Source organism: Plasticicumulans lactativorans (assembly GCF_004341245.1).
Classification (GTDB): domain Bacteria; phylum Pseudomonadota; class Gammaproteobacteria; order Competibacterales; family Competibacteraceae; genus Plasticicumulans_A; species Plasticicumulans_A lactativorans.
This window is the reverse complement of record NZ_SLWY01000017.1, coordinates 24,243-41,835: the sequence shown is the minus strand read 5'-3', so window position 1 is coordinate 41,835 and position 17,593 is coordinate 24,243. Positions and strand designations below refer to the sequence as shown.

Genomic DNA, 17,593 nt, shown 5'->3' with positions numbered 1-17,593 from the left:
GCCGCAATTCAGGGGCTCACAGCGCGATGTGAAGTCAAACTAACGCTTGACCTGTTTATAAAGTGGTATTAAATTGGACCCATCAAATCACTGGCCAGGGGGTTCCCGCCATGTCCGAACGCATCTCCGGCTGCATCCTCACGCCCCAGGGCTGGGTGCTCGGCACGCTCAGCTTCGATGAGCGCATCACGGCCATCGACGGCACGCCGGTGCCGGCGCCGCGTGACGGCGAACCGGTGGTGCTGCCCGGCTTCATCGACGTGCACGTGCACGGCGGCGGCGGCGCCGACGTGATGGACGGCAACGGCGCCATCGACACGGTGGCCCGGCTGCACGCGGGCCACGGCACCACCAGCCTGCTGGCGACGACGATGACGGCGCCGCGCGAGGACATCGAGCACGCGCTCGCCGACGTCGGCCGGGCGATGCGCGAGCGTCCGGCCGGGGCGGCGCGGGTGCTCGGCGTGCACCTCGAAGGGCCGTTCATCAACCCCGGCAAGCTCGGCGCCCAGCCCGGCTTCGCCCGCGTCGGCACCATCGAGGAGCTGCGCACGCTGCACGAGCTGGCGCGGATCCGCGTGCTGACGCTGGCGCCCGAGGTGGCCGGGCACCTCGACTTCATCCGCCACCTGAAGATCGCCGGGATCCTGCCGCAGATCGGCCACAGCACCGGCACCTACGAGGACGGCGTGGCCGCGCTGGAGGCGGGCGCCTGCGGCTTCACCCACCTGTTCAACGCGATGAGCGAGCTGCACCACCGCAAGCCCGGCATGGTCGGGGCGGCGCTGGCGCACGCCGAGTTCGCCGAGGTCATCCCGGACCTGCTGCACGTGCACCCGGGCGCGATCCGCACCGCGCGGCGCGCGATCCCGAAGCTGTTCTGCGTCACCGATTCGACCGCCGGCGCCGGCATGCCCGACGGCACCTACCACCTCGGCTCGCACACCGTCACCAAGTGCCTGGGCGGGGTGCGCCTGGCCGACGGCACCCTCGCCGGCAGCGTGCTGACCATGGACCAGGCGCTGCGCAACCTGGTGTCGATCGGCATCCCGTTGCACGAGGCCGTCCGCCACGTCTCGACCAACGCCGCCGACTACCTCGGCGAGCGCACGCGCGGCCGGCTGCAGCTCGGTGCGCATGCCGACATCGTCGTGATGTCACCCGATCTGCAACTCACCCACACTTTCGTCGAAGGAGAAGCCATTGAACTCGCTGATGCTTGATGAGGCCCGCTCGGCACCCGAGCGCGTCGCCGCCCAGTTCGCCGCCGACGGCGAACGCTATGCCGCCCTCGGCGCGCAGCTGCGCGACCGGCCGCCGGCCGCCGCGGTGACGATCGCCCGCGGCAGCTCCGACCACGCCGCGAGCTACCTGGCCTACCTGCTGATGGCGCGCTACGGCCAGCTGGTGACCTCGCTGCCGATGTCGCTGGTCACGCTCTACCGCGCGCCGCTCGCCACCCACGGCACGCTGGCGGTGGCGATCTCGCAGTCGGGGCGCAGCCCCGACCTGATCGAGCCGATCGAGGTGTTCCGCCGCGGCGGCGGCACCACGGTGGCGCTGGTCAACGTGGCCGAGTCGCCGCTCGGCGCGGCGGCGGAGTGGGTGCTGCCGCTGCACGCCGGCGCCGAGCGCAGCGTGGCGGCGACCAAGAGCTTCATCTGCAGCCTGACCGCCGGGGCGCGGCTCGCCGCGAGCTGGCAGGACGACCGCGCGCTGCTGGACGCGCTGCGCGAGCTGCCCGAGGCGCTGGGTGCGGCCTGCGCGCTCGACTGGTCGGCCGGCGTCGAGCCGCTGCGCGGCGCCGAACGCATGATGGTGATCGGCCGCGGCACCGGGCTCGCGATCGCCCAGGAGGCGGCACTCAAGTTCAAGGAGACCTGCGCGATCCAGGCCGAGGTGTTCAGCAGCGCCGAGGTGCAGCACGGGCCGATGGCGCTGGTGGAGGCGGGCTACCCGATGCTGGTGTTCGCGCCGCGCGGGCCGGCGCAGGCGGGGCTGATCAAGGTGGCCGAGGAGATGCGCGGGCGCGGCGCCAGCGTGCTGCTGGCCGCCCCGGCGGATGTCGCCGAACGGCAGCTGACGCTCGCCACCAGCGCCAGCGAGGACCTCGACCCGATCGCCGCGGTGCAGAGCTTCTATCTGCTGGTCGAAGCCGTGGCGCGGGCCCGCGGCCGTGACCCGGACCGCCCGCCGCACCTGAACAAGGTCACCAGCACGCTGTGAGCGGCGGCCCGGCGCGCCGCCCGCCCGCGCCCCGGATGGCGCGGGCGGGCGGCGCGCGGTTTTTTCAGAGCCCGGCGTCGGCGCGCAGCGCCTCGACCTTGTCGGTGCGCTCCCAGGGGAAGGCGGTGAAGGTGTCGCTGTTGCCGACCTTGTCGGTGTAGGTCATCTCCACCGGGGTGCGGCCGAAGTGGCCGTAGGCGGCGGTGGCCTGGTACATCGGGTGCAGCAGGTCGAGCATGCGGGTGATCGCGTACGGGCGCAGGTCGAAGTGCCGGCGCACCAGCTCGACGATGCGCGCGTCGCTGATCTTGCCGGTGCCGAAGGTGGTCACCGAGATCGACGTCGGCTGCGCCACGCCGATCGCGTAGCTCACCTGGATCTCGCAGCGCTCGGCGAGGCCGGCGGCGACGATGTTCTTGGCCACGTAGCGCCCGGCGTAGGCGGCCGAGCGGTCGACCTTGGACGGGTCCTTGCCGGAGAACGCGCCGCCGCCGTGGCGCGCCATGCCGCCGTAGCTGTCGACGATGATCTTGCGCCCGGTCAGGCCGCAGTCGCCCACCGGGCCGCCGATGACGAAGCTGCCGGTCGGGTTGATGTGGAACTGCGTGTCGCGCGTGATCAGCTCGGCCGGGATCACGTGCCTGACGATCAGCTCCATCACGGCTTCCTTCAGGTCGGCGTAATGGACGTCGGGGTTGTGCTGGGTCGACAGCACCACGGCGTCGATGCCGACCACCTTGCCGTCGGCGTAGCGGCAGGTGACCTGGCTCTTGGCGTCGGGGCGCAGCCACGGCAGCTGGCCGCTCTTGCGCGCTTCGGCCTGACGCTCGACCAGGCGGTGCGCGTAGCAGATCGGTGCCGGCATCAGCACGTCGGTCTCGGTGCTCGCGTAGCCGAACATCAGCCCCTGGTCGCCGGCGCCCTGGTCCTCGGGGCGCGAGCGGTCCACGCCCTGGGCGATGTCGACCGACTGCTTGCCGATGATGTTGATCACGCCGCAGGTGGCGCCGTCGTAGCCGACGTCGGAACTGGTGTAGCCGATGTCGCAGATGACCTTGCGCACCAGATCCTCGAGGTCCACCCAGGCGCTGGTGGTGATCTCGCCGGCGATGATCGCCACGCCGGTCTTGACCATGGTCTCGCAGGCGACGCGTGCGTGCTTGTCCTGCGCCAGGATGGCGTCGAGCACGGCGTCGGAGATCTGGTCGGCGATCTTGTCCGGATGGCCTTCGGAGACCGACTCGGAGGTGAAGAGGTAGCTGTCGCTCATGCGGATTCCTTAGAAGGATGCGGCCGATTCAGGGAGTTGGACGGAAAGCGGGGAGGGGCGGCCGGGTCCGGCCGGGGCGGGCGATTCTAACCCTGCGACGGCTGCGGATTCATCCCGCCGCGCGGTGCGCGTGGCGATGGCGTGCGGCGCGCCGTACAGTCGGCGCAGCCGGCGGATGCCTGCCGCCGGCCCTGCCCGCGGAGGAATACGATCATGGTGCTGCAGCACACCCCCGTCTGTGCCTTCGGCACGCCGGCCCCCGACTTCCGCCTGCCCGGCGTCGACGGCCGCGACTGGACGCGCGCCGACTGCGCCGGCCCGCGCGGCCTGCTGGTGATGTTCATCTGCAACCACTGCCCCTACGTGAAGGCCATCCGCCCGCGCCTGGTGGAGGACGTGCGCGTGCTGCAGGCGCTCGGCATCGGCTGCGTGGCGATCTCGGCGAACGACCCGGCCGACTACCCCGAGGACGGCTTCGCGCCGATGGCCGAGGTCGCCCGCCGCTGCGGCTTCACCTTCCCGTACCTGTTCGATGCCAGCCAGGAGGTCGCCCGCGCCTACGGCGCCGTGTGTACGCCGGACTTCTTCGGCTACAACGCCGCGTTCGAACTGCAGTACCGCGGCCGGCTCGACGCCAGCGGCCGCGAGCCGGCCGCGGCGGACGCGCGGCGCGAGCTGGTCGAGGCGATGCGGCAGGTCGCCGACAGCGGCCACGGCCCGGCGGAGCAGGTGCCGAGCATGGGCTGCTCGATCAAGTGGCGCGCCGCCTGAGCGCGGCGCCGGCGGGTTTCCCCTCGGCCGGATGCCGACCGTATAATCCGCCGCCTTTCGGCGCCGGCCGGCGCCTGCGCGCCGCGCCCGACCCGCCGCCGATCCCATCCGCCGACCCAGGAGCACACCATGCCGTCGCGCAGAGAACTGGCGAACGCCATCCGGGCCCTCAGCATGGACGCCGTCCAGCAAGCCAACTCCGGCCACCCCGGCGCGCCCATGGGCATGGCCGACATCGCCGAGGTGCTGTGGAACGGCGTGCTGCGCCACAACCCGGGCAACCCGCACTGGGTCGACCGCGACCGCTTCGTGCTCTCCAACGGGCACGCCTCGATGCTGCTGTACAGCCTGCTGCACCTCTCGGGTTACCCGCTCGACATCGACGACCTGCGCGACTTCCGCCAGCTGCATTCGAAGACGCCGGGGCACCCCGAGTACGGCATCACCGTCGGCGTCGAGACCACCACCGGCCCGCTCGGCCAGGGCTTCGCCAACGCCGTCGGCATGGCGCTCGCCGAGCGCACGCTCGCCGCGCAGTTCAACCGCGCCGGGCACACCATCGTTGACCACCACACCTACGTGTTCGTCGGTGACGGCTGCCTGATGGAGGGCATCTCGCACGAGGCCGCGTCGCTCGCCGGCACCCTCGGCCTCGGCAAGCTGATCGCGCTGTACGACGACAACGGCATCTCGATCGACGGCGACATCGAGGGCTGGTTCGCCGACGACACCGCCAAGCGCTTCGAGGCCTACGGCTGGCAGGTGATCCGCAAGGTCGACGGCCACGACCCGGTCGAGGTCGCCACCGCGCTCGCCACCGCCCGCGCCGAGACCACGCGGCCGACGCTGATCTGCTGCCGCACGGTGATCGGCTACGGCGCGCCGAACAAGCAGGGCGGGCACGACGTGCACGGCGCGCCGCTCGGCAGGGACGAGGTCGCCGCCGCGCGCGCACAGCTCGGCTGGTCGCACCCGCCGTTCGTGGTGCCGCCGGAGATCTACGCCGCCTGGGACGCGCGCCCGCGCGGCGCGGCGCTCGAGGGCGAGTGGCAGGCGCGCTTCGACGCCTACCGCGCGACCTTCCCCGAGCTCGCCTACGAGTTCGAGCGGCGCAGCCGCGGCGCGCTGCCGCTCGCCTGGAGCGAGACCGTGCAGGCGGCGGTCGCCGCGGCGCAGGCCGCCGGCGAGAACATCGCCAGCCGCGCCGCCTCGCAGAAGGCGCTCAACGCCTACGGCCCGGTGCTGCCCGAGCTGTTCGGCGGCTCGGCCGACCTGACGCCGTCCAACAACACGCTGTGGAAGGGCTCGCAGGTGGTATCGGCCGCGGCGGCCGCCGGCAACTACCTGCACTACGGCGTGCGCGAGTTCGGCATGTGTGCGGTGATGAACGGCATGGCGCTGCACGGCGGCTTCATCCCCTACGGCGGCACCTTCCTGGTGTTCTCCGACTACGCGCGCAACGCGCTGCGGGTGGCCGCGCTCGCCAAGGTGCCGTCGGTGTTCGTCTTCACCCACGACTCGATCGGCCTCGGCGAGGACGGCCCCACCCACCAGCCGGTCGAGCACCTGGCGTCGCTGCGCGTGATGCCGGGCATCACCGTGTGGCGCCCGTGCGATGCGGTCGAGAGCATGGTCGCCTGGCAGGCGGCGATCGAGCGCCGCGACGGCCCCAGCGCGCTGGTGTTCTCGCGCCAGAACCTGCCGCACCAGGCGCGCGACGCCGCCCGGGTGGCGGCGATCGGCCGCGGCGGCTACGTGCTGGTCGACAGCCACGAGGCGCCCGAGCTGATCCTGATCGCCACCGGCTCCGAAGTCGGCCTCGCGGTCGCTGCGGCGACCGAACTGGCGGCGCAGGGGCGGCGCGTGCGCGTGGTGTCGATGCCCTGCACCGAGGTGTTCGAGGCCCAGGACGCCGCCTACCGCGAGGCCGTGCTGCCGCCCGCGTGCCGCGTGCGCATCGCCATCGAAGCCGGGGCGACGCTGCCCTGGTACAAGTACGTCGGCTTCGACGGGCGCGTGATCGGCCTCGACCGCTTCGGCGAGTCGGCCCCGGCCGGCAAGCTGTTCGAGCACTTCGGCTTCACCGTGGCGCACGTGGTGCAGGTGGCGCGCGAACTCCTCTAGGAGCCGGCGGCGCCATGCCCCGCATCGCCATCAACGGCTACGGCCGCATCGGCCGCTGCGTGCTGCGGGCGTTGCACGAGCGCGGCTGGCAGCAGTGGCTCCAGGTCGTCGCCATCGACGAGCCGGCGGCCGACCTGCCGAGCATGGCCTACCTGACGCGCTTCGATTCGACCCACGGGCGCTTCCCGGCCGAGGTGGGCGTGGAGGACGGCGCGCTCCTGGTCGGCGGGCGCGCGATCCCGGTGTTCCACGCCCGCGACGCCTGCGAGGTGGACTGGGGCGCGCTCGGGCTCGACCTGCTGCTGGAGTGCTCGGGCAGCTTCCAGCAGCGCGCGCAGGCCGACCGCTACCTCGCCGCCGGCGCGCCGCGCGTGCTGGTGTCGCACCCGCTGGCGAGCGCCGCCGACGTCGACGCGACCATCGTCTACGGCGTCAACCACGAACGCCTCGACGGCAGCGAGCGCGTGGTGTCGGCGGCCTCGTGCACCACCAACGCGATCGTGCCGGTGCTGCGGGTGCTGCACGCGGCCTTCGGCATCCGCCACGGCCACATCACCACGCTGCACTCGGTGATGAACGACCAGCCGCTGCTCGACGGCTACCACCAGGCCGACCTGCGCCGCACGCGCTCGGCGATGCAGTCGATCGTGCCGGTGTCGACCGGGCTCGCGCGCGGCATCGACCGCCTGATGCCCGAGCTGCACGGGCGCATCGAGACCAAGGCGGTGCGCGTGCCGACGCTCAACGTCTCGGCGCTCGACACCACGCTGCAGCTCGCCCGCGACAGCAGCGTCGCCGAGGTCAACGCGGCGCTGCGCGCCGCCGCCGGCGCCGGCCCGCTCGCCGGGCTGCTCGGCTACACCGAGCTGCCGCATGCCTCCACCGACTTCAACCACGACGCCCGCTCCGGCGTCGTCGACGGCAGCCTCACGCGCCTGAGCGGCGCGCGGCTCGTGAACCTGCTGATCTGGTTCGACAACGAGTGGGGCTTCGCCAACCGCATGCTCGACGTCGCCGCGCACTGGCTCGGCCGCGTCAACACCCGTTCCCCATGACCCGGAAGCCACGCCATGAAAGTGCTGAAACTCGAGGACCTGGAGCTCGCCGGCAAACGCGTGTTCATCCGCGCCGACCTCAACGTGCCGCAGGACGACAGCGGCCGCATCACCGACGACACCCGCATCCGCGCCTCGGTGCCGGGCATCGCGATGGCGCTCGAGCGTGGCGCGGCGGTGATGGTGACCTCGCACCTGGGCCGGCCGACCGAGGGCGCGTGCTCGCCCGAGGACTCGCTGGCGCCGATCGCCGTGCGCATCGGCGAGTTGCTGGGGCGGCCGGTGCCACTGGTGAAGGACTGGGTCGACGGCGTCACGGTCGCCCCCGGCGAGGTCGTGCTGCTGGAGAACTGCCGCTGCAACGTCGGCGAGAAGCAGAACAGCGACGCGCTCGCGCAGCGGATGGCGCGGCTGTGCGACGTCTACGCCAATGACGCCTTCGGCACCGCGCACCGGGCCGAGGCCACCACGTACGGCATGGCCAGGTTCGCGCCGGTCGCCTGCGCCGGCCCGCTGCTCGCCGCCGAGATCGACGCGCTGACGCGCGCGCTGCACCAGCCGGCGCGGCCGCTGGTGGCGATCGTCGGCGGCAGCAAGGTCAGCACCAAGCTCACCATCCTGCGTTCGCTGGCGGCGAAGGTCGACGGCCTGATCGTCGGCGGCGGCATCGCCAACACCTTCATGCTCGCCTCGGGCCTGCGCATCGGCCGCTCGCTGGCCGAACCCGAGTTGGTCGGCGAGGCGCAGGCGATCATCGACCTGATGAAGGCGCGCGGCGCCGAGGTGCCGCTGCCGGTGGACGTGGTGGTCGCCGACGAGGTTTCGGCGCTCGCCCGCGCCAACAAGGTCCCCGCCGACGCCGTGCAGCCGCGCGACCTGATCCTCGACGTCGGCCCGAAGACCGCGGCGAAGTTCGCCGAGATCATCGCCCACGCCGGCACCATCGTCTGGAACGGCCCGGTCGGGGTGTTCGAGTTCGACCAGTTCGGCGGCGGCACCAAGATGCTCGCCTCGGCGATCGCGCATGCGAGCGCGTTCTCCATCGCCGGCGGTGGCGACACCCTCGCCGCCATCGCCAAGTACGGTATCGCCGACCAGATCGGCTATATCTCCACCGGCGGCGGCGCCTTCCTCGAATTCCTCGAAGGACGGAGCCTGCCGGCGATCGAGGTGCTGGAGCGCCGCGCCGCGGCGGCCTGACCTCGCCTTACGGGCCGGCGCCGGGCGCGTCGGCCCGCGCGTATCCCGTTCGTTTCAAGGAGAGACCCGATGAACTGCAGACCGCATTCCGCCGTGGCCGCCGTGGCCGCCGTGCTGCTGCCGCTCGTGCTCGCGACCGGCTGCGCCGGCACTGCCCCGGCGTCCGGCACGACGCCGTCGGTAATGGTGGCGACGCCGCAGGCCAAGGCCGAGATCGCCGCGCTGTTCGAGCGCTGGAACCGCTCGCTGGCGACCGGCGACCCGGAAGCGGTGCTGGCGAACTACGCGCCCGACGCGATCCTGCTGCCGACGCTGTCAGACCGCGTGCGGCACACGCCCGACGAACTGCGTGACTACTTCGTCCACTTCCTGCAGGCCAAGCCACAGGGCACGATCACCGAGAGCAACATCCGCGTCTTCGGCGACATCGCGATCGATGCCGGTACCTACGTGTTCGACACCAGGAAGGGCAAGGTGCCGGCGCGTTACACCTTCGTCTACCGCAAGATCGGCGACCAGTGGCTGATCGTCGAGCATCACTCGTCGATGATGCCGGAAACGACCATGGCGAAAGCCAAGCACTAACCGTCGCGGGCGGGCGCCGTCCGCGTGTCTGGAGACTTCCGATGCCCCTGATCACGTTGCGCCAGTTGCTGGACCACGCCGCCGAACACGGCTACGGCGTGCCGGCCTTCAACGTCAACAACCTCGAACAGCTGCGCGCGGTGATGGAGGCCGCGGTGGCGACCGACAGCCCGGTGATCGTCCAGGCCTCGGCCGGCGCCCGCAAGTACGCGGGCGCGGCCTTCATCCGCCACCTGATCCTGGCGGCGATCGAGGAGTGGCCGCAGATTCCGATCTGCATGCACCAGGACCATGGCACCTCGCCGGCGGTGTGCCAGCGCTCGATCCAGCTCGGCTTCTCGTCGGTGATGATGGACGGTTCGCTCGGCGAGGACGGCAAGACGCCGATGAGCTACGATTACAACGTCGACGTCACCCGCCGCACCGTCGAGATGGCGCACGCCTGCGGGGTGTCGGTGGAGGGTGAGCTGGGCTGCCTCGGCTCGCTCGAAACCGGCATGGCCGGCGAGGAGGACGGCATCGGCGCCGAGGGCAAGCTCGACCATTCGCAGCTGCTCACCGACCCGGAGGAGGCGGCGCAGTTCGTCAAGGCGACCGGCGTCGATGCGCTCGCCATCGCCATCGGCACCAGCCACGGCGCCTACAAGTTCTCCCGCCCGCCGACCGGCGACGTGCTGGCGATCCAGCGCATCAAGGAGATCCACGCGCGCATCCCCGGCACCCACCTGGTGATGCACGGCTCGAGTTCGGTGCCGCAGGACTGGCTCGCGATCATCAACCAGTACGGCGGCGACCTCGGCCAGACCTACGGCGTGCCGGTCGAGGAGATCGTCGAGGGCATCAGGCACGGCGTGCGCAAGATCAACATCGACACCGACCTGCGCATGGCGAGCACCGGCACGATCCGCCGCTACCTCGCCGAGCACCCCAAGGAGTTCGACCCGCGCAAGTACCTCGGCGAGACCGTCAAGGCGATGCGGGGCATCTGCGCGGCGCGTTACGAGGCCTTCGGCACCGCCGGCCAGGCGTCGAAGATCAGGACGCTGGGCCTCGAGGCGATGACCGCGCGCTACCAGAGCGGCGAACTCGACCCGCAGGTACGCTGAGCCCCTGCCGCCCCTGCCGCCCCTGCCGCCGCGCGCGGCGGGGGCGGTTCACTCCCAGCCGAGATACAGGTCGTGGAAGCGCTTGGTCTCGAGGTCGTACTGCATCAGCTCGCCGTTCTCGATGTCGAAGTACCAGCCGAACAGCTTCAGCCGACCGGCTTCCACGCCGGCGCGCACGAAGTCGAAGGTCATCAGGTTCTCCAGCGACACCAGGATCGCCATGCGTTCGCAGGCGCGCTGCTGGAACGCCGGCGTGGCGTCGGGCCAGCGGGCCAGCACGCGGTCGCGCGCGCGCGCGGCGATGCCCACCCACGGTGCGATGTAGCCGCCCTCGCCGCCACCGGTGAGCAGCGCATGGATGCCGCCGCAGTGGCCGTGGCCGAGCACGACGATGTTCTCCACGCCGAGGTCGCACACGGCGAACTCCAGCGCGGCGCTGGTGCCGTGCAGGCCACCGCCTTCCTCGGCCGGCGGCATCAGGTTGGCGACGTTGCGGATCACGAACAGGTCGCCCGGCGCGGCGTCGGTGATGATCGCCGGATCGACGCGCGAGTCCGAGCAGGCGATCACCAGGGTGCGTGGCGCCTGGCCCTGGTGGGCGAGTTGCTGGAAAAGTTCGCGGTCGCGTTCGAAATAGCGGGCGCGGAAGCGCTGGAAACCCTGGATCAGGTTGTCGACGGTCGACACCATGCGTTCCTCCTCGACTGGCTGAAGCGGCATCATAGGGGAAGCCCGCCACCGAGTGCCACGAGACCCCATACCCATGCAGTGCGCGATCTACAGGAGCCGCAAGCGGCCCGACACCTACCTCTACCTTGCCCGCAAGGATGCCTTCGACGACCTGCCGCCGGCGCTGCGCAGCGCGCTCGGCGGGCTCGTCCACGTGATGGACCTGGAGCTCACGCCGCAGCGCCGGCTCGCCCACGAGGACGTCGACGAGGTACGCCGCCAGCTCGCCGACAAGGGCTGGTTCCTGCAACTGCCGCGCCGCGAGGACTGGGCCGCGGCGTGGCGCGGCGGCCAGGACTGACGAGCCCGGGGCGCACGGCAGAAGGTCACGTGTTGTCGCGCGCGGATCGGAGGGCGCCCGCGGTCCGCGGGCGCCCGATAGACTCCGTGCCGCGCGACTCCGGGGCGAGCGCCCCCAACCCCCGCGTGCGCATTGGGAGTGCCGTACATGAATTCGCCCGTCAAACCCCTCGAGGCGCGCCTGCTGGCGCAGCGCGCCCGCGCCAGCATCGACCCCGCCGAGCGCGAGCGTCTGCGACAGGTGCGCGTCGGCGCCGTGCTGGTCACCTACAACAGCGAGCGCTGGCTCGACGACTGCTTCCGTGGCCTCGGCCGCCAGGACAAGGTCGACCTGCGCGTCTACGTGGTCGACAACGGCTCCACGGACGGCACGCTGGCGCACGTTGCCGCGCTCGACACGCCGCTGCGCGTGACGCCGATTCCACTCGGCGCCAATCGTGGCTACGCGGTTGCCTGCAACGCGGGGATCCGCGCCGCGCTCGCCGAAGATGTCGATTACGTACTGATCCTGAACCCCGACGTCGAACTGCTCGACGGCGCCCTGGCCGAGATGGTTCTGGTATCGCTCGCCGAACCCCGCCTCGGCCCGGTATCGCCTCTGCACGTGAATCGTGAAGGGGACCGCGTCGAACCCGGCTGCTACTGGTTCGTCCGCCACACCGGCGCCCTGCGCGAGGAGCCGCCGGCTGCCGCCGAATTGCAGCGCCACTACCCGATCGAGTACCTGTCGGGCGCGATCATGCTGCTGTCGCGCGACATGCTCGAACGGGTCGGCTGGTTCGACGAGTTGTTCTTCTTCTTCGGCGAGGACAATGACCTCTGCCGGCGCAGCTACCTCGCCGGCTATCCGCCGGCGGTGGCGGTGCGGGCGCAGGCCTTTCATTGGCACGCCACCTACCGCGGGCTCGATGCATTCCGCCGTTCGGCACAGCGCCGCGCCAACTACGGCCTGATCCTGAAGAAGCCGACGCGCTGGTTCTGGCTCAATACCCTGCTGACGCTGGTGAAGTTCGCACTCGACCTGCGCCGGGTGAACGCCGATCCCGATGAGCGCCGCCGCGCATTCGCCGATCTGCGCACGGTGTTCGCCGGATTCTGGGCGCTGCGCGCCTCGCGGGCGCGTGACCGCGCGCGTATCCGCGCCGCACTCGGCCGCGCCTGACGGCGGCCGCGCATCTGCTGCTTGCATGCGCGCGCGGCCTCGGGTTAGGTAGGAAATCCGGTTGTACCGCAGGGCTCTCCCATGTTCTCCGTCCGCATCGAACGCCTCACCAGTTCGCTGATCCGTGAACTGCTCGCGCTGACCCAGCAACCCGACGTGATCTCCTTCGCCGGCGGCCTGCCCGCGCGCGAGGCCATGCCGCCCCTCGACCTGCGCGAACTGCCGGCGAGCCTGAGCCAGTACGGCACCACCGACGGCGAGCCGGAGCTGCGCGAGACCATCGCGCGGCAGCTCACCGGCATCGGGCTGCGCGTGCCGCCCGAGCGGGTGCTGATCACCTCGGGCTCGCAGCAGGGCCTCGACCTCGTCACCAAGCTCTTCATCGATCCCGACACCCCGGTCGCCGTGGAGGCGCCGAGCTACCTCGCCGCGCTGCAGGCGTTCCGCTTCTTCGGCGCGCGCATGCTCGAACTGCCGCTGACGCCGCAGGGCATCGACCCGCAGCAGCTGCGCGAGCTGATCCGGCGCGAGCGCCCGGCGTTCGTCTACCTGATCCCCACCTTCCAGAACCCCTCGGGCGTGTGCTACGCCGAAAGCCACCGCGCCGGCGTCGCCGAGGTGCTGCGCGAAACCGGCGTGGCGCTGCTCGAGGACGAGCCCTACCGCGAACTGATGTACGAAGCGGTCGACCGCACGCCGCTGTCCGGGCGCCTCGGCGGGGCGCCGTGGATGTACATGGGCTCGTTCTCGAAGACCGGCATCCCCGGCCTGCGCATCGGCTTCATCGCGGCCTCGGACGACATCCACCCGCACCTGGTGCGCATCAAGCAGTGCACCGACCTGCACACCAACCGCATCGGCCAGTGGTGGTGCAACCGCTTCCTGCTCGACGGCGACTACCTCGCCCACCTCGACCGCCTGCGCGCGTTCTATCGCGAGAAGCGCGATGCGATGCAGGCCGGGCTCGAACGCCACCTCGGCGAACTCGCCACCTGGAGCCAGCCGCACGGCGGGCTGTTCTTCTGGGTGCGCCTGCGCCAGGAGGTCGACGAGCGCGCGCTGCTCGAACGCGCGCTGGCGCGCAAGGTGGCGTTCATGCCGGGCGGTGCCTTCTACGCCCACCCGCCGGCGTTCCAGGGGCAGATGCGCCTCAACTTCAGCCTGTCGACGCCCGAGCAGATCGACCGCGGCCTGCGCATGCTCGGCGAGGTGATCCGGGCCTACCACGCCGAGGCCGAGGCGCGCCGGTCGTGGCCGGTCGCGCACGTGCGCTGACATGCCCGAGATCGACTGGGACGACTACCGCTACTTCCTCGCCACCGCCGAAACCGGCAGCCTGTCGGCGGCGGCACGGGCGCTCGACACCAACCAGCCCACGGTCGGCCGGCGCATCGCCGCGCTGGAGAGCCGCCTCGGCGTGCGCCTGTACCAGCGCCATGCCCGCGGCATGGTGCTGACCGAGGCCGGCGAGCGCCTGCTGCAGGCAGTGGCGCCGATGGGCGAGGCGGCGCACGCCGCCAGCCGCGCGGTGACCGGCGACGACACCAGCCTCGCCGGCAGCGTGCGGGTGTCGACGCCGGAGAGCCTCGGCGCGCTGGTGATCGCGCCGCAACTGCGCGACCTGCACGTGCGCTACCCGGCGATCGAGGTGGTGCTGCAGCTGACCGCGGCCACCGCCGACCTGCTGCGCGGCGAGGCCGACATCGCGCTGCGGCTGTTCCGGCCCACCGCCGCCGACCTGGTGGCGCGGCGCGTCGGGCGCGTGAGCTTCGGCCTCTACGCCGCGCCCGCCTACCTGGCGGGCGCACCGCCACTCGCCCGTCTCGAAGACCTCGCGGCGCACGTGCAGATCGGCTACGCCGACGACCTCGCGCTGATCCCCGAGGCGGTCTGGCACAGCCGCCACGCGGTCGGCGCGCCGACCGCGCTGCGCTGCAGCGGCGGCGTGGCGCGCGCCGCCGCCGCCGCGAGCGGGCTCGGCATCGCCCTGCTGCCGAACCGCGTCGCCGGGGTCTGGCCGGGGCTCGTGCAGGTCCTGCCCGGGCACGGCCCCGAGCCGCGCGACGCCTGGGTGGTGGTGCACAAGGACCTGCGCTACGTCGCGCGCATCCGCGTGGTCAAGGAGTTCATCGCCGAGCTGTTCGTCGACGCCAGCTGAGCGCGCCGCGCGGGTTCAGGGCCTCGGCCCGACCATCTCCTGCGGGCGCACCAGCGCGTCGAACTCCTCGCCGCTGAGGAGCGCCAGCTCGATCGCCACCTCGCGCAGCGTCTTGCCCTCGCGGTAGGCGGTCTTCGCGACCTTGGCCGCGTTCTCGTAGCCGATGCGCGGGTTCAGCGCCGTCACCAGCATCAGCGAGTGGTGCAGGTGGTGGGCGATGCGCTCCAAGTTCGGTTCGATGCCGCTCGCGCAGTGTTCCTCGAAGCTCGCGCAGGCGTCGCCGAGCAGGCGGATCGACTGCAGCAGGTTGTAGCCGATCACCGGCATGAACACGTTGAGCTCGAAGTTGCCCGAGGCGCCGGCGACGTTGATGGTCGTGTCGTTGCCGAGCACCTGGGCGACGACCATGGTCATCGCCTCCGACTGCGTCGGGTTGACCTTGCCCGGCATGATGCTGGAGCCCGGCTCGTTCTCGGGGATGCGCAGCTCGCCGATGCCGCAGCGCGGCCCGCTCGCCAGCCAGCGCACGTCGTTGGCGATCTTGTTGAGGCTCACCGCGAGCGTCTTCAGCGCGCCCGAGGCGAACACCGCGGCATCGCGCCCGCCCAGCGCCTCGAACTTGTTCGGCGCGGTCACGAACGGCAGGCCGGTCAGTTCGGCGATTTTGGCGGCGCTCTTCACCGCGTAGTCGGGGTGGGCATTCAGCCCGGTGCCGACCGCGGTACCGCCGAGCGCGAGTTCGTAGAGCCCGGCGAGCGCCTGGTCGAGGCGTGCGAGGCCGTGGTCGAGCTGGCTGACGTAGCCGCCGAAGGACTGGCCGAGGGTCAGCGGCGTGGCGTCCTGCAGGTGGGTGCGGCCGATCTTGACGATGTCGCGGAAGGCCGCGGCCTTGCCCTCCAGCGTGTCGCGCAGCCGCTGCAGCGCCGGGAGCAGCCGCGCGTTGATCTCCAGCGCCGCGGCGACGTGGATCGCGGTCGGGAACGAGTCGTTGGTCGACTGGGCGCGGTTGACGTGGTCGTTGGGGTGCACCGGCCGCTGCGCGCCGCGCGGCTGGCCGGCGCGCTCGTTGGCGACGTTGGCGATCACCTCGTTGCAGTTCATGTTGCTCTGCGTGCCCGAGCCGGTCTGCCACACCACCAGCGGGAAGTGCGCGTCCAGGGTGCCGGCGATGACCTCGTCGGCCGCCGGCACGATCAGCGCCGCCAGCGCCGGGTCGAGCTGGCCGAGCTCGGCGTTGACCAGCGCGGCGGCCTTCTTGACGATGCCCATCGCCTTGATCAGCGCGCGCGGCAGGCGCTCGTCGCCGATGCGGAAGTTCTGCACGCTGCGCTGCGTCTGCGCGCCCCAGTAGGCGCCTTCGGGCACTGCGATCTCGCCCATGGTGTCGCGTTCGATGCGGGTGTTCATGCGCGGCCTCCGTACGCCGTCGGCCAGGGTCGTCGCGGCGGCCGCGCCGACGGCACCGCTCGCGGCCGGCCTTGAGCGTAGCCGATGGCGCCACCGGGCCGGGGGTGCTCAGGGCCAGGGATGCTGCCCCAGCGGGTGATAGAGGGGTTGCAGCTCGTTGGCGAGGGCATACAGCAGCCAGGCGGAGTTGGCTGCCACCAGCACCAGCACCACAGCGATGCCCGCCGACCACAGCCGTTCGCCGCGTGCGCTCGACGGCTGCGGCAGTGTCGTCAGCAGCGCGACCAGGGGCGTCCAGTGGGGCGCGTAGAGGAAGTAGTCCGAGCCGATGCGGGCGTGGAAGACGCCGTGGAAGGCGGTGGCGGCCAGCAGTGCGGGTGCTGCCGGGGTGCGCATCCCGCTTCGGCGCAGGCCGGACGCCGCGCTCGCCGCCAGCAGCAGGGCCACGGCAAGTGCGGCCGGCGCCATCGCCGTGAAGATCGGCACTTCCGCGAGCGTCGCCTCGACGTCGTAGCGGTGGGGTTCGCGCCGCGCCAGAGCATTGGGTATCAGGTGGTAGCCGGTCGGTGCGAACGACTGGATCACCCGCCCCGGGAAGCTCGCCAGTTCCTGCCACGGCTCAGCCTTCAGCGGCCCGACGCCGGTGCCTGGGTAGAGCACCGCGGGGTCGGTGATGCCGTAGCCGAGGTTGAGCAGCAGCGAGGTCGCCAGGGCTAGCGCCACCGCGAGCAGCGCGAAGCCGGCGCTGCGCACGGTGGCGCGCAGCCAGCCGTCGCCGTCGCCGCGACGGCTGGCGAGGTAGAGCAGGGCGACCGGCGCGATGTTGGTGATGGTGATCCCGGCGGCGAACCAGCCGATGCCCCACCACGCAGCCTGCGGCAGCGGCCGCGCGGCGGCGCTGCGGGCGCAGGCCCAGGCGGCGAGCGCGATGGTGAAGCCGCCGAGCGCCAGATGATCCGGGATGCCGGCCATCAGCAGTTGCGAGAAGCTCAGGCCGAACAGGCCCGCCACCAGGGCGGCGCGCCGCCCTGGTGCCCCCAGCAGCAGCGCGCTGCACCAGGTCAGCGCCACCGCCGCGGCGCCGGCCGTCGGGGCGACGAAGCGGGCGACGGCGCCGCGTTTCTCCTCCGCGCCCGCCGTACCGGGCAGCAGTCCGGCGATCACGCGCACCGGCGGATTGACCAGGTTGCACAGGTTCGGGTGCTGCAGGTTGCGGCCATGGCCGACCCAGCCGTCGGCATAGCATTCGAGCCGGGATTTCAGGTCGGTGTCGAACAGCACGTTGTGCTGGTCGAACAGGCCGCGGCGCTCCCATTCGAGCGCCAGGGTGCCGTAGAGCAGCAGGCCGAGCAGGAACACGGCCCAGGTCGGGCCGCGCGTGGCTGCGCGAGACGGGTGTGGCGGGCGGAGGGTATTCATCGTCGTGCGCCGCGGTGGCCGGATCAGGGGCACAGGGTAGCGCGCTGCAGCATGCACGTCCGTTGCGATGGCGGCAGCAGC

The 17,593-nt window shown here is 71.8% G+C and carries 16 protein-coding genes; 12 read left to right on the top strand and 4 right to left on the bottom strand.

The genetic code is table 11. The annotated features are described in order from the left end of the window. Positions 1–110: 110 nt before the first annotated feature. Both nagA and EV699_RS15370 read left to right on the top strand, forming a co-directional pair. Positions 111–1,223, top strand: coding sequence for an N-acetylglucosamine-6-phosphate deacetylase (gene nagA / locus EV699_RS15375; RefSeq protein WP_132544360.1), 1,113 nt, complete (start codon positions 111–113; stop codon positions 1,221–1,223). Continuing rightward, positions 1,216–2,226: an SIS domain-containing protein gene (locus EV699_RS15370; RefSeq protein ID WP_132544442.1), complete on the top strand. Its 1,011-nt coding sequence runs from the start codon at positions 1,216–1,218 to the stop codon at positions 2,224–2,226. Before nagA ends, EV699_RS15370 begins: the two co-directional genes overlap by 8 nt. 64 nt (positions 2,227–2,290) lie before the next feature. On the opposite strand, the gene metK is transcribed toward EV699_RS15370, so the two are convergent. Further along, positions 2,291–3,496 (bottom strand): methionine adenosyltransferase, encoded by a 1,206-nt coding sequence (metK, locus tag EV699_RS15365; protein WP_132544359.1) that lies wholly within the window; start codon positions 3,494–3,496, stop codon positions 2,291–2,293. Positions 3,497–3,709: 213 nt separating this feature from the next. Here metK and EV699_RS15360 point away from each other — a divergent pair, with 213 nt between their 5' ends. The 6 genes from EV699_RS15360 (at position 3,710) to fba (ending at position 10,337) form a co-directional block, all read left to right on the top strand. Further along, a complete protein-coding gene (locus EV699_RS15360) occupies positions 3,710–4,267 on the top strand; it encodes a thioredoxin family protein (RefSeq protein ID WP_132544357.1) in 558 nt (185 codons plus the stop codon). A 129-nt stretch (positions 4,268–4,396) separates the two neighbouring features. Further along, the gene (gene tkt / locus EV699_RS15355; protein WP_132544355.1) at positions 4,397–6,391 is read left to right on the top strand and encodes a transketolase; all 1,995 of its coding nucleotides are present in this window, start codon (positions 4,397–4,399) and stop codon (positions 6,389–6,391) included. Positions 6,392–6,405: 14 nt separating this feature from the next. After that, a complete protein-coding gene (locus tag EV699_RS15350) occupies positions 6,406–7,446 on the top strand; it encodes a type I glyceraldehyde-3-phosphate dehydrogenase (protein ID WP_132544354.1) in 1,041 nt (346 codons plus the stop codon). 15 nt (positions 7,447–7,461) lie between these two features. After that, positions 7,462–8,646 carry a phosphoglycerate kinase gene (locus EV699_RS15345; RefSeq protein ID WP_132544352.1) on the top strand — a complete coding sequence of 395 codons (1,185 nt, stop codon included), beginning with the start codon at positions 7,462–7,464 and terminating at the stop codon, positions 8,644–8,646. Positions 8,647–8,715: 69 nt separating this feature from the next. Next, complete coding sequence (locus EV699_RS15340) at positions 8,716–9,231, top strand: SgcJ/EcaC family oxidoreductase (RefSeq protein WP_132544350.1); 516 nt, start codon at positions 8,716–8,718, stop codon at positions 9,229–9,231. 41 nt (positions 9,232–9,272) lie between these two features. Next, positions 9,273–10,337 (top strand): class II fructose-bisphosphate aldolase, encoded by a 1,065-nt coding sequence (fba, locus tag EV699_RS15335; RefSeq protein WP_132544349.1) that lies wholly within the window; start codon positions 9,273–9,275, stop codon positions 10,335–10,337. 48 nt (positions 10,338–10,385) lie between these two features. Here the strand turns inward: fba and EV699_RS15330 are convergent, their stop codons facing one another. After that, positions 10,386–11,027, bottom strand: coding sequence for a carbonic anhydrase (locus EV699_RS15330; protein WP_341540227.1), 642 nt, complete (start codon positions 11,025–11,027; stop codon positions 10,386–10,388). 73 nt (positions 11,028–11,100) lie between these two features. On the opposite strand from EV699_RS15330, the gene EV699_RS15325 reads away from it, so the two are divergent. From EV699_RS15325 to EV699_RS15310, 4 genes are all read left to right on the top strand, one after another. Beyond that, positions 11,101–11,367: a YcgL domain-containing protein gene (locus EV699_RS15325; RefSeq protein ID WP_132544347.1), complete on the top strand. Its 267-nt coding sequence runs from the start codon at positions 11,101–11,103 to the stop codon at positions 11,365–11,367. A gap of 147 nt (positions 11,368–11,514) precedes the next feature. Continuing rightward, positions 11,515–12,528: a glycosyltransferase family 2 protein gene (locus tag EV699_RS15320; protein WP_132544345.1), complete on the top strand. Its 1,014-nt coding sequence runs from the start codon at positions 11,515–11,517 to the stop codon at positions 12,526–12,528. Between the two features lie 81 nt (positions 12,529–12,609). After that, positions 12,610–13,803 (top strand): aminotransferase-like domain-containing protein, encoded by a 1,194-nt coding sequence (locus EV699_RS15315; RefSeq protein ID WP_132544343.1) that lies wholly within the window; start codon positions 12,610–12,612, stop codon positions 13,801–13,803. 1 nt (position 13,804) lies between these two features. Then, a complete protein-coding gene (locus EV699_RS15310; RefSeq protein ID WP_132544342.1) occupies positions 13,805–14,686 on the top strand; it encodes a LysR family transcriptional regulator in 882 nt (293 codons plus the stop codon). A gap of 15 nt (positions 14,687–14,701) precedes the next feature. On the opposite strand, the gene fumC is transcribed toward EV699_RS15310, so the two are convergent. Together fumC and EV699_RS15300 are read right to left on the bottom strand one after the other, a co-directional pair. Then, complete coding sequence (gene fumC / locus EV699_RS15305; RefSeq protein WP_132544340.1) at positions 14,702–16,093, bottom strand: class II fumarate hydratase; 1,392 nt, start codon at positions 16,091–16,093, stop codon at positions 14,702–14,704. A 108-nt stretch (positions 16,094–16,201) separates the two neighbouring features. Then, entirely contained in the window at positions 16,202–17,512 is a 1,311-nt protein-coding gene (locus tag EV699_RS15300; RefSeq protein WP_132544339.1) for a hypothetical protein, read from the bottom strand. Positions 17,513–17,593 lie beyond the last annotated feature (81 nt).